12 protein-coding genes and 1 other annotated feature (1 of these 13 running past the window's edge) are annotated in these 15,071 nt (G+C 41.5%); of the genes, 2 read left to right on the top strand and 10 right to left on the bottom strand.

Annotation, left to right across the window (positions count from 1 at the left end; all coding sequences use genetic code 11):
* Positions 1-33: a sequence feature (ribosomal protein L21 leader region), on the bottom strand; it reaches 42 nt to the left of the window's first position.
* A gap of 112 nt (positions 34-145) precedes the next feature.
* From NYE32_RS01900 to NYE32_RS01880, 5 genes are all read right to left on the bottom strand, one after another.
* Positions 146-682 (bottom strand): GNAT family N-acetyltransferase, encoded by a 537-nt coding sequence (locus NYE32_RS01900; protein ID WP_110981073.1) that lies wholly within the window; start codon positions 680-682, stop codon positions 146-148.
* A gap of 4 nt (positions 683-686) precedes the next feature.
* Positions 687-2,006, bottom strand: a complete 1,320-nt coding sequence (gtfB, locus tag NYE32_RS01895; RefSeq protein ID WP_156685172.1) for an accessory Sec system glycosylation chaperone GtfB — start codon at positions 2,004-2,006, stop codon at positions 687-689.
* Positions 1,999-3,510 carry an accessory Sec system glycosyltransferase GtfA gene (gene gtfA / locus NYE32_RS01890; RefSeq protein WP_118188954.1) on the bottom strand — a complete coding sequence of 504 codons (1,512 nt, stop codon included), beginning with the start codon at positions 3,508-3,510 and terminating at the stop codon, positions 1,999-2,001. The genes gtfB and gtfA overlap by 8 nt, the downstream gene beginning before the upstream one ends.
* A 105-nt stretch (positions 3,511-3,615) precedes the next feature.
* Positions 3,616-4,839 (bottom strand): tRNA uracil 4-sulfurtransferase ThiI, encoded by a 1,224-nt coding sequence (thiI, locus tag NYE32_RS01885; RefSeq protein ID WP_155212829.1) that lies wholly within the window; start codon positions 4,837-4,839, stop codon positions 3,616-3,618.
* Positions 4,840-4,893: 54 nt separating this feature from the next.
* Complete coding sequence (locus tag NYE32_RS01880; RefSeq protein ID WP_037612032.1) at positions 4,894-6,039, bottom strand: cysteine desulfurase family protein; 1,146 nt, start codon at positions 6,037-6,039, stop codon at positions 4,894-4,896.
* Positions 6,040-6,147: 108 nt separating this feature from the next.
* On the opposite strand from NYE32_RS01880, the gene NYE32_RS01875 reads away from it, so the two are divergent.
* Positions 6,148-6,609 (top strand): DUF6556 family protein, encoded by a 462-nt coding sequence (locus NYE32_RS01875; RefSeq protein ID WP_022496261.1) that lies wholly within the window; start codon positions 6,148-6,150, stop codon positions 6,607-6,609.
* A 44-nt stretch (positions 6,610-6,653) separates the two neighbouring features.
* Positions 6,654-7,910 (top strand): folylpolyglutamate synthase/dihydrofolate synthase family protein, encoded by a 1,257-nt coding sequence (locus NYE32_RS01870; RefSeq protein WP_156685173.1) that lies wholly within the window; start codon positions 6,654-6,656, stop codon positions 7,908-7,910.
* A gap of 212 nt (positions 7,911-8,122) precedes the next feature.
* Here the strand turns inward: NYE32_RS01870 and gorA are convergent, their stop codons facing one another.
* The 5 genes from gorA to NYE32_RS01845 form a co-directional block, all read right to left on the bottom strand.
* Positions 8,123-9,475, bottom strand: coding sequence for a glutathione-disulfide reductase (gorA, locus tag NYE32_RS01865; protein ID WP_156685174.1), 1,353 nt, complete (start codon positions 9,473-9,475; stop codon positions 8,123-8,125).
* A gap of 147 nt (positions 9,476-9,622) precedes the next feature.
* On the bottom strand, positions 9,623-11,599 hold the full coding sequence (locus NYE32_RS01860; protein WP_002885474.1) for a fructose-specific PTS transporter subunit EIIC: 1,977 nt from the start codon (positions 11,597-11,599) through the stop codon (positions 9,623-9,625).
* On the bottom strand, positions 11,596-12,507 hold the full coding sequence (gene pfkB, locus NYE32_RS01855; RefSeq protein WP_002885581.1) for a 1-phosphofructokinase: 912 nt from the start codon (positions 12,505-12,507) through the stop codon (positions 11,596-11,598). The genes NYE32_RS01860 and pfkB overlap by 4 nt, the downstream gene beginning before the upstream one ends.
* A complete protein-coding gene (locus tag NYE32_RS01850; protein WP_021144647.1) occupies positions 12,504-13,250 on the bottom strand; it encodes a DeoR/GlpR family DNA-binding transcription regulator in 747 nt (248 codons plus the stop codon). Before NYE32_RS01850 ends, pfkB begins: the two co-directional genes overlap by 4 nt.
* 211 nt (positions 13,251-13,461) lie before the next feature.
* On the bottom strand, positions 13,462-15,069 hold the full coding sequence (locus tag NYE32_RS01845) for a ribonuclease Y (protein ID WP_002885478.1): 1,608 nt from the start codon (positions 15,067-15,069) through the stop codon (positions 13,462-13,464).
* Between the last annotated feature and the right edge of the window lie 2 nt (positions 15,070-15,071).

Raw genomic sequence — 15,071 nt, 5'->3', positions numbered from 1 at the left:
TTGCGAACAGTAGTCGTGCGGTTGCACAGGACGTGCATTTAGTCAACGTTACAATTCTATCATTTTTTCCCTCTAATGACAAGAGAAAAAGTTATTTTGATTATTCTTATTCTGCTCATTGAAGTTTAGCCAAGTAATGATTCCCCTAATCAACCCTTATACCATATTTTCCTAAGAAGGTCTTAGCTAGATCCTGCTCCAAATCAGCTAAACAAAGGCTCCTATCCGTTGTCAAAATTTGATAGCGTTCAGTCCCTTCGAAATAGAAGTGATTCAATAACTGATAGCCATTTCGCTCATAAAATGCCAAACGTTTTAAGCGCTGATTACGATTAGAAGCTTCCTTCTCATCCATGGGTTCAATCGTAAGCACACACGGTCGTACCCCTGCTTCTTTCTTAACTTGTGCCAAAATCTGACTGCCATATCCCTGAGATTGTTTACTTTCCTCAACTGCAAGAAAAAGTAGGTAGGCCAGGTTGTCAGTATAAATGGCATAGGTCAAGCCAACGAAGACTTCCTGATCAAAATAGGCCAAGAAAGATTGTCCTCTTTTCAAGCTGTTCCGAGACAATTGCCAGAGTGGGAGACGCTCCTCCACAGGAAAAGCCGCTTCATAAAGCGAAGCGACCTTCTTGAATGTTGGTGTCAGAGGATAAATGTTACGAACCTCTAATGTCATTTTCCTAACCAATAACCTTCTTATAATCTTCTGGTGTTGCTACATGAGCGTGCTCACGTTGGCGATCAAGCAAGTGACTAAGGAAGTCACGGTTGCCCAAGGCTTCTTTAAGCGTTTGCTTAAATTGCCCAGCATTCATTGGTGAGAAGATATTACTTGGCGCGGTATACTCAGGACCATGGCTAGTGTTCGTAAAGGCAAGGATAAGCAAGTTATTTTCAAAGGCAGCACGTGTCGCTGACAAGATTTCATTTTGATGGTTAATATCCAAGTAGAAATCAGCTTCCTTATAAAGGCGCTTAACCTGCTCTGTTGTAATATTAGGGTAAAGGCTAACATTACTATATTTAGCCAAATCCATCAAGCGACTTGACATTTCTGTGATTGCCCCAACATGATAGTGCATGGTAGGCACTTCACTGACAATACTTTCCAAATGTTCAATCTGATCTGAATTGGTCAAGATAAGCGCTTGATTTTGGAAGTTGTTCTGACGGGCAAATGGATACATGAATCCAAGGAAGGCCACGCGAGAACCCTGCTCTGGACTAACCAACTTTAGAAGATTCGTATAAGCTGTGTAATCTTGTACAACAATCTTAGTCTGACGATGGTTGCTCTCAAGAAGCAGACGCATATTCCCAGGAACTGAATCAGTGATTGGCTCTTGCCAGAAGAGAACGTCTTGACCAGAATTTGGAAGATTCATAGTTGTCAAGAAAGGTGTCGCCAGTGAGTTGTATAGAATACGACTCAAATCATAACCAGCTTCTTTAAGATAGAAGACTACAAATTCAGATTTATTTTTGAAAATGTAGACCTTGTCTTTCCAATTCAAGATAACGTCTTTAGTCAAATGGTTGATGACGATAACTTCCTTGTTGTCAGGAGTGAAATAGCTCGTAATGGTCGCTTCTTGCTTAACATTATAGGTTGTTTGTGAGAAACGGTAACCCTTGTTATTGTAGCGATCAGTCACGCGCAAGCGTCCTGACTCATCATACCAGTCCACGGCTTTAACCAGACGTTGGTGAGCAGGATGCGCATAATGAATATGACCACGTTTCTTATCAAAACGGAAGATTTCCGCATTACTATTTGTTCCTATAATTTCCCAGTAGTCAGGCACAGGTACCTGATTAAAGTAAAGTGCAGAACCTTGAACCTTGTCAAAACCAGTGAAATAAAGGTAAGGTGAGGTCACATCACTAGGCAGAAAGCCATCATCTGAAAGACAAACTGTTGTATTCACATAGCCAGCGACAATCAGTGAGTAATGGAGATCCCAACTACCCTGACTATAGTTTTCAAATAAATTAATCATGACTAGTCATCTCCTTTACTAAGTTAAGCCACTTCTGCTCGATTTCCTCTGTCAAAAAGCCTTTGGCAATATCATAAGAAACTTGATGAACATGATCCAAATCTGAGCGATTGAAGAAGGCTACAATTTTCTCTGCCAAGGCAGCCACGATAGCAGGCTCATCATCTTTTTCAAAACGAGGAATGAGGTAGCCATTTTCATTATCCTTGATAAAGGTTTGGTTCCCATAACGAACATCAAAACCAATCATACCGAGACCCGATCCCACGGCTTCTAGAAGTGTCAAGCCAAACCCTTCACTCTTAGAACCTGATAGGTAAAGTTCGTAGTCCTTGTAGACTTCTGTTAAGTCTTGGTGACCCTTGAGGTGGATATAATCCTGAGCTTGATTTTCCTCGATAATGGCCTTAAGTTTAGCTTCTTCAGCACCTGTTCCATAGATATCAAAGTTTACTTGTGGCAGACTTTCTTTAGCCTTAACGACAGCCTTGGACAACCAGTCCACGTGTTTTTCATTGGCCAAACGTGAGGCTGTGATGATTGAGAATGGTTTACGCTCTCCTTCAGGCTTTCTCAGTTTATCCACACTTCCCACAGGGATGGTTACGATATGAGGCGTAAATGGTGTGTATTTATTGAACTGGTCTAGCATAATGCTACGTTGACGTTCTGTCGCTGTGATAAAGAAATCAACCTTATCTGCATTGCTGAATTGGTACTCGTAGAAGTTATTCCATAAAATAGTCTTGTCTGTCACAGCATTTTCACTAAAGTGCTCTGCATGAACCACAACCCCAAGCTTAGCAGGTTTGGTGTTACGGAAAACAGCTTGTCCCGTACCAGTTGCACGGTCCAAGATGACGATATCTTGGTCAGTTAGACCAAGTTGAGACATGAAGTAGGCGATAAATTCATGCTTAGATGACAAAATCTTATCTGGGAAACGGAAGACACTGTCCTTACCATCAACAATTTCATCATAAGCAACACTACCATCCTCATTGAAGAAACGGCGTTGATAGAGGTGAGCCTTATTGTCTACCGGTGTGTAGTACTCCGTGAACATCTTAGTGTAGGAGTAAAAATCTTTACGGATTAAGCAACCACGCGATACTTTTTCCACACGATGAACGATATCTTCACCCTCTTTACGCAAGTAGGCTGCATAGAAGATATCTTCCTTGGCACAAAAAAGCTTAACCACTTTACCATTAATCTCACGACGCGTGATGTCATAAGGAATTTCCTTTTCCAAATCCTTGACAGTATAGGTCGTTGGAGCAATTTTTAGGTCTGTAAAATAGCTGTAGAGCCAGATGATGTCTTCATCCGCAAACCCCATGTTACGGGTCAAATCAGAAAGATTGTCCTGCAAGAACATATCCATAAAGACAAATTTGGCCTTAATACCTGTGTTTTTGAAAATTGTAGAACGATAGGCTTGGGCGTACTCAACACCACTTGATGCCCAACCAATTCCTAAATTGATGTTATAAACAGTCATGTATTTTCCTTTCTGGGTAAAAGTTCAACATCGACATTTCTTTTTCGACATACCTAACCCTAGTAGCAGCTAAGCACTACTATGTTAGTACGATATCCTCCTAGACTAGAGCAAGTCTTCGATAAGTGTATCCACTTCGTCTTGCGTCTCTTCAATAGGTGTGATTTCAGTCACCATGATTCCTGCAACCGCACGTTCAACCAAGGCGTCAACATCCATACGACGTTCATATTGTTCAACGTTTTTGATTTTTGGATTAGTCTTTGGACGGTCAGGTGCAAAGATGGTACAGCAATCCTCAAAAGGTTGAATGGAAATGTCAAAGGTATCAATTTTTTGTGCCAAATCAATGATTTCCAACTTGTCCATAGTGACAACCGGGCGAATCACTGGCGTACATGTAACAGCATTAATCGCCTGCATAGACTCCATGGTCTGACTAGCAACCTGACCAAGACTTTCACCATTGATAATCACAAGGCCTCGGCGTTCTTCACGAATACGGTCAGTAATACGCATCATAAAGCGACGTGTCAAGGTCATCAAATAAGCTTCTGGTGCTTTTTCTTTGATTTCCTCTTGAATTTCAGTAAATGGTACTTCGATGAACTGAATATTACCACCAAATTTAGTCAACTTACGGGTCAAATCTTGAGCCTTTTTAAGAGCTCCAGGACTAGTGTAAGGAGGACTTGCAAAGTGGACAGCTTCAATATCCACACCACGTTTAAGGGCAAGATAACCTGCCACTGGCGAATCAATCCCACCTGAAAGCATGAGCATTCCTTTACCAGCAGTACCTACAGGTAGACCGCCTGCTCCTTTGATTTCCTCGTGAGAAATATAAGCCGCCTCGGCACGAATTTCTACCTTAAGATTGACATCTGGTCCCTTCATCTGAGCCTTAATATCAGGCAATACATCAAAGACTGCATTTCCTAAAGTAAGATTGAGCTCGCGACTGTCGAGAACAAAGTCATGGTCACTACGTTTGGCAGTTACTTTAAAAGTGAGACCATCACGATAGAGTCCAGTCATAATGTCTTGAACAGCTTTTTTCAAAACCTCGACATCTTTTTCAAACTTGTAAACAGGACTAAAGGCTTGAATACCAAAAATTTGCTTCAAAGACTCTGCTACTGGCTCGTAGTCTGTACCATTGAGGTAGATATGTCCACGGTCTCGATCAAAAGTCACTTTAACTTCTGGATAGATGGATAGGACATCTTTAATATTATTTCTAAGTTTATTGATAAAGCGCATACGGTTCTTGCCCTTAGTAGACAATTCACCATAGCGAACCATAATTTCTGAATATGTTAGTGTCATTCCTTTTCCTTTTAAATGTGAATTTAGTTTTATTGTTTAATCGATTAAATCTTGCTATCTCACTTTTTGTGTCTTGGCGTAGACCTGCTTGAAAATCGTGAGGAACTGTTCCACCTGTCCCATATCATTGTCATCATCAAGACTGATACGAACGGCCGTTTGAGCTAACTTAGTCGGTACACCCATAGAAATAAGGGTTCCCGCTGGTTTACCCGCCTTAGATGAACATGCTGATGTCGTTGAAATGTAAATTTGATGCTCTTCAAAAGCATGGACAATAACTTCACCTCGAACACCCTTGATTCCAAAGGTCAAAATATTGGGAGCAAAACCCTCACCCTCACCTGAGAAAATAGAAATGTCCTCGTACTTAGCCAATTCGTCAAAGATAATCTTTTTCATCTTGGCAATTTTAGGAAGAGAAAATTCCTCTTTGTCAGTTACCAAGCGCAAGGCCTTGGCCATACTCGCAATGCCGGCAACATTTTCAGTCGTTGAACGAAAATCTTTTTCTTGGCCACCACCAGTTAAGAGTGGCGTAATCTTTTTCCCTGCCTTTTTGTAGACAAAACCGACACCACGAACAGCATGAAACTTGTGACCAGAAAAAGTCGCAAAATCTACACGGTCAGTTAAATAGGACGATACTGGAATCTTTCCAATAGCCTGGACAGCATCCACATGAAAAGATATGGTAGGCTCATTAACCAAGAGATCTGAGATGGCTTGAATAGGTTGAATTGATCCGATTTCATTATTAACAGCCATAACCGAAACCAAGATTGTGTCAGGGCGTAATAATCCAGCAAGAGCTTCAACATCCACAAACCCTTGCTCATTTACTGGTGCATAAGATACCTCGAAACCATGTTCTGAAAGCCATTTGGCAGATTCTTTTACCGCAGGGTGTTCAATATCAGAAACAATGATGTGATTGCCGTAAGGCTCCTTTTCGAAAGCTACACCTTTGATGACCCAGTTATCACCTTCGGTTCCTCCAGACGTAAAGAAAATCTCATCGGCTGATTTTCCAATGAGTTCCGCAACTTGCTTACGAGAAGCCTCCAAAATACGTGTCGCAGATGTTCCTAATTGGTGTAGGCTGGATGGGTTCCCAAAAATTTTAGTAGCCACTTCTTGATAGGTTCTAAGTGCCTCTGGATAAGGCACCGTCGTGGCCGAATTATCAAAATAAATCATGATTTTTCCTCGATTTTTATTTACTATTTATTATAGCATAATTTTTTTAGCAATTTTTGCGAGAAAATCATATAATAGAGAGTACGAAATATTTTTAAGGAGAGCATCATGTCTGAAAATTACTCACGCCGTAATCATTCATCAAAAGAAGAAAAAAAATCTGCCCCAAAGGTGACTGAACACGTTACAAAAGGCTTCACTGCCTTCCAAAAAGTCCTTACTGCCGTCGGGACAATTTTATCAATCATCGTGGCTTCAATCACTATCATGAATTTCACAGCCTCTAAAAATAAGGACACTTCTGATTCATCAGCCAATCAATCAACTGTAGTCATCAAAGAAGGCAATAATAAGACTCAAGAATCAAGTGCTGCCTCATCTAGTTATGGCAATGCGACTGATTCAGAAACAGAAACAAGTAGCCAAGCAGGAACTAATACCTATTCGTCATCTGCAGATACAACAACGGGTGGCAATACGACTACCTCTTCATCAGCAGCTACTGCAGACACAACATCTGGCAATGCGACTACTGGTGGTGCAACAACTGGTGACGCCGCTTCTAACTAAGACATGTAAAAGGCTAGGAAACCCTGCCTTTTTTCTATAATCCTATGAACTATACAGAAACTCTAAATTTTATCCATTCTTTCAAGGGCAATGGCCGTCGCCCTCAACTCGAACGTATGCGTTGGCTCTTGAAACAAGCTGGAGATCCCCAGTCTCACTATCCAACGGTACATATTGTCGGGACCAACGGTAAGGGGTCAACAACTAGCTACCTACAAAATATCCTAACAAAGTCAGGCTATCAGGTCGGGACTTTCACCTCCCCTTATATTACTCGCTTCAACGAACGTATTAGTATTAACGGCACAGAAATTCCTGATAAGGATTTGATTAGCCTTGTCGCGAAAGCTCAGGTTATTCTCAACGATTTAGAAGAGCACACTAATTTTGGCAGACCAACGGAATTTGAGTTGGTCACCTTACTCATGTTCCTCTACTTCGACCTTAAACAGGTTGATATGGCTATCATTGAAGCTGGAATTGGTGGACGACTTGATTCGACCAATGTTCTTTCGCCAGAGCTTGTCATCTGTACTTCGATTGGCTTTGATCACACTGAAACCTTGGGCAATAGCCTTTTGGACATTGCCAATCATAAGGCAGGCGTCATGCGAGAAAATACACCCATCTTACTTGGTCGGGTCTCTACAGAAGTTGAACATTTCTTCGACCAAAAATCACATGACCTACAAGCTCCTTTAGCCATCATTGATAGGGAAATTCAGCTGCTTCCGAAAGACAATCGAACGATCCAAATTTCTTATGACCATTGGGAAAGTCCAAATCTTAAACTTCCAATGTTAGGGCAGCATCAAGAAAACAATGCTGGGCTAGCTGTCACTGCTGCCCATCTCCTAGCTCAAACATTTTCTAAGATTACCGATAAGAGCATCCAAGAGGGGATTGAAGAGACGCATTGGCCTGGTCGTAGTGAGTGGATAGGAAATAACATTTATCTAGATGGTGCCCATAACCCTCAAGGAATTGCCAGCTTAAAGCAGGTACTAAAAGATAACTTCGCTAATCGTAGGGTACATATCCTCTTTGCAGGACTTAGACGAAAGCCTTTGGCAGACTTACTAGAGGAATTGAAAGATTATGATATAACGGTAACCAGCTTTGACTTTTTTGAGGCACTGCCCTTGGACGACTATCCCAAAGACTTCAAACGTGCAGCCGACTATAGAGACTGGTTAGCACAAGCTGAATCATCAAATTCTGATGACCTATTTGTTGTCACTGGATCTCTTTACTTTATCTCAGAAGTAAGAAACTACTTAATTAACGAAAGAAAGGCCTGAAGGCCTTTTTTTATTTAGACAGTCTATAGTTTTACACAAAGTGTAGGCTGCTATTTGAACACAAAGAAAAGTCTGAAACTCTCGGTTAACAGACTTTACTTTTCTATCTCATCGTTATAAATTCTTCTGAACCCGTTAGAAGGATAGTTTCAATTGAACCCATTCAGACACAAAGAAAAGCCTGAAACTCTCGGTTAACAGACTTCACTTTTCTATCGCATCGTTACAAATTCTTCTGAACCTGTTGGATGAATGGCAACCGTATTATCAAAATCAGCCTTAGTTGCTCCCATCTTAATAGCCACAGAGAAACCTTGAATCATCTCATCAACACCATAGCCAATACCGTGAAGACCAATGATTTTTTCATCCTCACCAAGCGTTACTAATTTCATAGTTGAAGGCTGACGATTCTCTCCAAGGGCCGTATACATTGGAGTGAAACTAGATTTATAAACCGTAATATTCTCCTCACCATATTTGGCGATTGCTTTTTCTTCAGTCAAGCCAACAGAACCAATAACTGGATGGCTAAAGACCACAGTGGCTACATCAGTGTAATCAAGCTTAGCATCAGCTTTATTGTTGAAGAGTCGCTCTGACAATTGACGTCCAGCCTTGACTGCAACTGGTGTCAAATCAAGTTTACCAGTCACATCGCCAAGGGCATAGATTCCAGGAACAGATGTATTTTCAAACTCATCCGAATAGATTGTTCCTTTTTCAGTCAATTTAACACCTGTCTTTTCAAGACCAAAACCAGAGGTGTTGGCTGCGCGTCCAATAGCCCAGATGAGGCAATCAACAGTAATCGTTTCTCCATTATCAAAACTAATGGTCAAGGAATCATCTGTATTCTTCACTACCTCTGTCGCATTAGCATGCGTATGGAGGGTTGGACCAGATTTAGCCATCTCATCAACTAAAACATCAACGATATCCTTGTCGAAGGTACGCAATGGACGATCTTTACGCACAAAGAGGTGTGTATCACTTCCAAGAGCATTGAGAACACCAGCAACCTCAACGGCGATGTAGCCAGCACCAATAACAGCTGTACGTTTTGGCACCTCATCTAGTTCAAAGAAACCATCTGAGGTAATCCCATATTCACTACCTGGGATGTTTGGATAAAGGGCGTGACCACCAGTCGCAATAAGGATATGGGGTGCTGTATAACGCTCACCCGCTACTTCAACCGTATGAGGGTCAACAAATCTTGCATACTCGTATACACGTTCAACGCCATTGCTATCAAAACCACGCTCATAAGAACCATGGATACGATCGATATAAGCCTGACGATTGGCCTTAAGCGTTGCAAAATCAAACTTATTAATTGTCACATCAAAACCATACTCGCCTGCATAACGGTGAAGGGTTTCAGCAACCTGAGCACCATACCACATGACCTTTTTAGGCACACAACCTACATTGACACAGGTACCACCGACCTCTTTTCCTTCAAAGAGAATAACCTTAGCACCATGCATGGCAGCACGATTGGCACTGGCAATACCACCAGAACCACCACCAATGACAATATAATCGTATTCTTTTACCATATTTTACCTCTTATGTTTCTTTATACAGCGTACTGGCTACTAGATAAGCCATTTCTGCCTATACTTTATCATAAAATAGGTACCCTGACAAAAATCTGCTACGACACAAAAAACAACCCCGTCACAACGAGATTGTTTTGTCATATCTTATTTATCAAGTGGTTTGCGAAGGAATCCGAAGAGGATACCTGATACCACAGCACCAATCAAGATGAAGAGAAGGTAGAGAAGGGCATTTGATGTGAGGGCAATTACGAAGATACCTCCGTGTGGTGCCATCAATTTGATTCCTGCCATACCTACAAGAGCACCTGTAAGAGCTGAACCGACGATAAAGCTTGGGATAGCGCGTGCTGGGTCAGCTGCACCAAATGGGATCGCACCTTCAGTGATGAATGAAAGTCCCATAACGATGTTTGTCAAACCAGAGTTGCGTTCTTCTTCAGTGAATTTATCTTTAAACAAGAGTGTTGCTACAAATACTGCCAACGGAGGAACCATACCAGCCGCCATAACTGCTGCCATAACAACTGAACCACCTGAAGTTACTGTTGCTGCGAGAGTACCTGTACCAAAGACATAAGCTGCTTTGTTGACTGGTCCACCCATATCCACTGCCATCATACCACCAACAAGGAGACCAAGTAATACTGCTGAGCTTCCTGACAAGCTTGACAAGAAGTTATTAAGACCAGTATTGATTGCTGCCATTGGGATATTTACTGCCAACATCAAGAAACCAGTAGCAAATACACCTAGAAGTGGCAAGAGCAAGATAGAACGGATTCCTTCAAGGGCACGTGGAATACCTGCCAAGAGTTTACGAAGAACAAGGATAACACCACCTGCAAGGAAACCACCAACAAGAGCTCCAAGGAAACCAGAAGATACGCCAGCAAGGGCAAGGGTTGCTTTACCACCTGAAGCAAATGGAACACCACCAAAGGCTGCACCACTTGAAGCAATAGCACCAGCTACGAAACCTGATACCAAACCTGGTTTTTCAGCGATAGAGTAAGCAATGTAACCTGCAAGTACTGGAAGCATGAAGCCAAAGGCAGCGCCACCAATTGCTTTGAATTGAGCAGCAATTTCATGGTAAGAACCAAGTTGTGACAATTGATCTTTAGGAACACCCATGATTTGGTCAAGCAAGAAGGCAAGCGCAATCATGATACCACCACCGATAACGAATGGAAGCATTTGTGATACCCCACTCATCAAGTGTTTATAGAAGGCACCACCAAGGCTCAATTTCTCACTTGATTCTTGAGCAGCTCCAGCATTTTCAGCGTGGAAGACTTCAGCTTTTCCATCCAAGATGTTTTGGATTAATTCTTGAGGTTGACGAATACCTGCAGCGACTGGTTTAGAAAGCAATTTTTTACCATCAAAACGTGCTGTTTCAACTGCCTTGTCTGCCGCTACGATAACACCTACAGCCTTACTGATTTCTTCAGCAGTCAATGGTGTTCCGACACCTGAAGCACCGTTAGTTTCAACACGAACATTGACTCCCATTTCTTCACCTGTTTTAATCAGTGATTCTTCAGCCATGTAAGTGTGAGCAATACCAGTTGTACAAGCTGTTACAGCTACGATAAGTGGTTTATCGCTTGAAGCTGCTTCTTTAACAGCTTGTGCTTTCTTAGCTTCCTCAGCTTGTGCTTCTTCTTCGCCAGTATTAAAAGCAGCAATCACTTCATCTGGAGAAGTCACCTTACGCAAACGATCTGCAAAACCATCTTGCATAAGGTATTTTGACAACTCAGCAAGGGCTGCCAAGTGAGTGTCATTTGCTCCCTCTGGAGCAGCAATCATAAAGAAGAGGTCTGTAGGTTGACCATCAAGTGATTCGTAATCTACACCTTTATTAGATTTAGCAAAAAGTACTGTTGCTTCTTTTACTGCAGCATTTTTACTGTGTGGCATAGCGATTCCATCACCCAAACCAGTTGATGTTTGTGCTTCACGAGCCATAATACCTGCTTTGAAAACATCAAAGTCAGTCACAACACCGTTGTCAACCAAGCTGTTAATCATTTCATCGATAGCAGCTTCTTTTGTAGTTGCTTGAAGGTCAAGCAACATTACTTTTTTGTTCAGTAAATCCTGAATTTTCATAGTTTTTCTACCTCTACTTTATTGTATGTTTCTTTAATAAATTCAATTGTCGCTAAGTCATCTGAGAAAGCCGTAGATGTTCCACATGCTACTCCCCACTTGAGAGCCTCAATTGGATCACCTGATTTAACAAACTCACCAGTGAAACCAGCAACCATTGAGTCACCCGCACCAACAGAGTTTTTTACTGTTCCCTTGATTGGTTTAGCAAAGTAAGCAGCCTCTGGAGTAACAAGAAGCGCTCCATCACCTGCCATTGAGATGATAACGTTCTGTGCACCCTTAGCAAGGATTTCACGCGCATATTTTTCAACATCAGCCAAACCATTAAGTTTGACATTGAAAATAGCTTCTAACTCATGGTTATTTGGTTTGACCAAGAGTGGTTGGTAAGCCAAGGAATCAAGCAAGGTTTGACCTTCAAAGTCACAGACAACCTGTGCACCAGTTTCACGCACTAGTGGAATCAATTTGTTATAGACCTTGTTTCCAAGATTGCTTGGTGCTGATCCAGCAAAAACAACCACATCATCAGCACTTACACTTGAAAGAACTGCTTCCAATTCAGCCAATTGATACTCATTAATGACAGGTCCTGCACCGTTAATTTCAGTTTCTTGGTCAGCCTTGATTTTAACATTTATACGTGTGTCTTGATCCACAGCTACAAACTTGGTTTTAATACCTTCTGCATCCAAACCATCTGTCACAAAACGTCCTGTAAAACCACCGATGAAGCCCGTTGCAGTATTATCAACACCTAAACGTTGCAAAATACGACTAACATTAATCCCCTTACCGCCAGCGAACTTATCATCACTCTCCATGCGGTTAACTTCACCAATCTCTACTTTGTCGATACGAACAATGAAGTCGATTGATGGATTCAGCGTTACAGTATAAATCATACTTCAATAACCCTCGTTTTCTCTTTTAATTCTTTTAGGAGTTCTTCTTCCGAAGCATTTGTAATTATGGTTACTTTCTCGACCTCGGCTACCTTAGCATAGGTAATCTGACCAAGTTTAGAGGCATCCGCTAGAATATAGGCTTTTTGCGCATTAGCTATAACCGTCCGTTTGATAACTGCCTCTTCCATGTCTGGTGTGGTGAAATAATTAGCATCAACGCCATTAGCACCAATGAAAGCACAATCAAAATTCAGTTGTCTAATTTGCTCTTGAGCAGTACTTCCAATAGACGCATCCGTTGAATGTTTAACCTTTCCTCCAACAATCCTAGTGCTAACACCGAGATCTACCAGCTTAACCGCATGATGGATAGAATTAGTCACAACCGTTACCTGACGATTGGCCAAATGTGGAATCAAAAGTTCATTTGTTGTACTAGCCTCAAGAAAGACGACATCACCTTCCTTAATCAAATCGGCAGCATAACCAGCTAACTGAGCCTTTTCTTGAACGTTTCTAATAGCTTTTTGACTATTGGCAATTTCTTCCTTTAGACCATGAATGCTTTCAGCACCGCCATGAACACGTTTAAGTTGGCCATCTGCCGCTAACTCGTCCAAGTCTCGACGAATCGTCGACTCGGAAGTATCACTTAACAAAACAGTTAGGTTTTCCAAAGTGACAAAACCATCTTGTTTCAACTGAGACAAGATAATCTGCTTACGTTCAGACTTTAGCATAATCTCTCCTTCTGTAATCGTTTACAAAAACTATTATACTAAATTTTTAATAACTGTCAACTAGAAACAGTCAAAAAAAATCAAAATATTTCATTATAAAATACTTATCTACCAAAATGACGCAATTTGATAAGAAAGTTCTTACATTTTCAAAAAGAATACCCCTTTCAGTATGAAGGGCAAAATAAAAAAGCCTTTCGGCTCTCTTATCTTATTTGGCATAGTCAACCGCACGGAATTCACGAATGACTGTAACCTTAATATTTCCTGGGTAATCCAAATTCTTCTCAATTTGTTCACGTACCTTATGAGACAAGATCGTAACTTCATCATCCGAGATTTTGTTTGGATGAACCATAATACGAATTTCACGACCAGCTTGAAGGGCGAAGCTTGTTTGAACACCGTCAAAACTTGATGCAATTTCTTCCAAATCACGAAGGCGTTTGACATAATTCTCAACCGATTCATTACGAGCCCCTGGACGAGCCGAACTCAAAGCATCTGCTGCAGCTACAATAACTGCAATAACGCTCTCAGGTTCTACATCGCCATGGTGGCTGGCAATAGCATTGACCACAACTGGATGTTCTTTGTACTTACGTGCAAACTCTGCACCAATCTCTACGTGGCTACCTTCGACTTCTTTGTCAATGGCTTTCCCCATATCGTGAAGGAATCCAGCACGACGAGCAAGGGCAACATTTTCACCCAATTCACCAGCCATGATACCTGCTAGTTTACCAACTTCAACTGAGTGACGAAGGACGTTTTGACCATACGACGTACGGAACTGCAAGCGTCCCATAATCTTAATCAAATCAGGGTGAAGATTCATAGCACCAATTTCGTAGGCTGCTTCCTCACCATATTCACGGATACGGTTATCCATTTCCTGACGACTCTTCTCAACCAACTCTTCAATACGAGCTGGATGGATGCGTCCATCCTTAATCAAGGCTTCGAGAGTCATACGTGCAATTTCACGACGAACTGGATCAAAACCAGAAAGGACAACCACTTCTGGAGTGTCATCAATAATAACGTCAATACCTGTTAGACTTTCAAGCGTACGGATGTTACGCCCCTCACGTCCAATGATACGACCTTTCATATTGTCATCTGGAAGGTGAACAGTAGTTACTGTTTGTTCAGTAACATAATCTCCAGCCAAGCGTTGCATAGCTTGAGCCAACACGTTTTTGGCTTTCTTATCAACAGTATCTTTAACCTGTGCTTCCGCATCTTTGATACGTGTTGCAATCTCATGAGTCAGATTATTCTCAGTCTCCGTTAAGATTACCTCACGCGCCTCTGCAATGGTCATCTGACCAACACGTTCAAGTTCAGCTTGCTTCTCAGCCTCTAACTGAGTCACATTCTCTTCACGCTCATTAAGATGTTTAGATTTGTCAGCAAGACTCTGCTCTTTCTTCTCGAGGGCAAGTTCTTTACTTGATAGATTTTCATCCTTACGATCAAGGCTGGTTGCACGTTCTGTTAAACGATTTTCCATTTGTTTAAGCTCTTGACGTTCAGATTTGAATTCTTTTTCAATATCTTCTCGATATTTTCTAGCTTCCTCTTTTGCTTCTAACAAGAACTCTTTACGTTGAGCCTTACTTTCGCGTTCAGCAGTCACACGCAGATGATCTGCATCATGTTCCGCCTGACTGCGAAGGTTCACAGCGTCTTGTTCTGCCTTTAGCAAGGTAGTTTCTGCTTGCTCCTTAGCTTTGCTAAGTTTAATAGAAATTGCTAAATATCCAACGACTAAACCAATGAGTGCAAAGACAACTAAAATTATCATGTTTATCATGT

The organism is Streptococcus sp. FSL R7-0248 (assembly GCF_037967965.1).
Taxonomy (GTDB): Bacteria; Bacillota; Bacilli; order Lactobacillales; family Streptococcaceae; genus Streptococcus.
The sequence above is the reverse complement of the archived record's forward strand: the minus strand, read 5'-3'. Positions and strand labels throughout refer to the sequence as shown.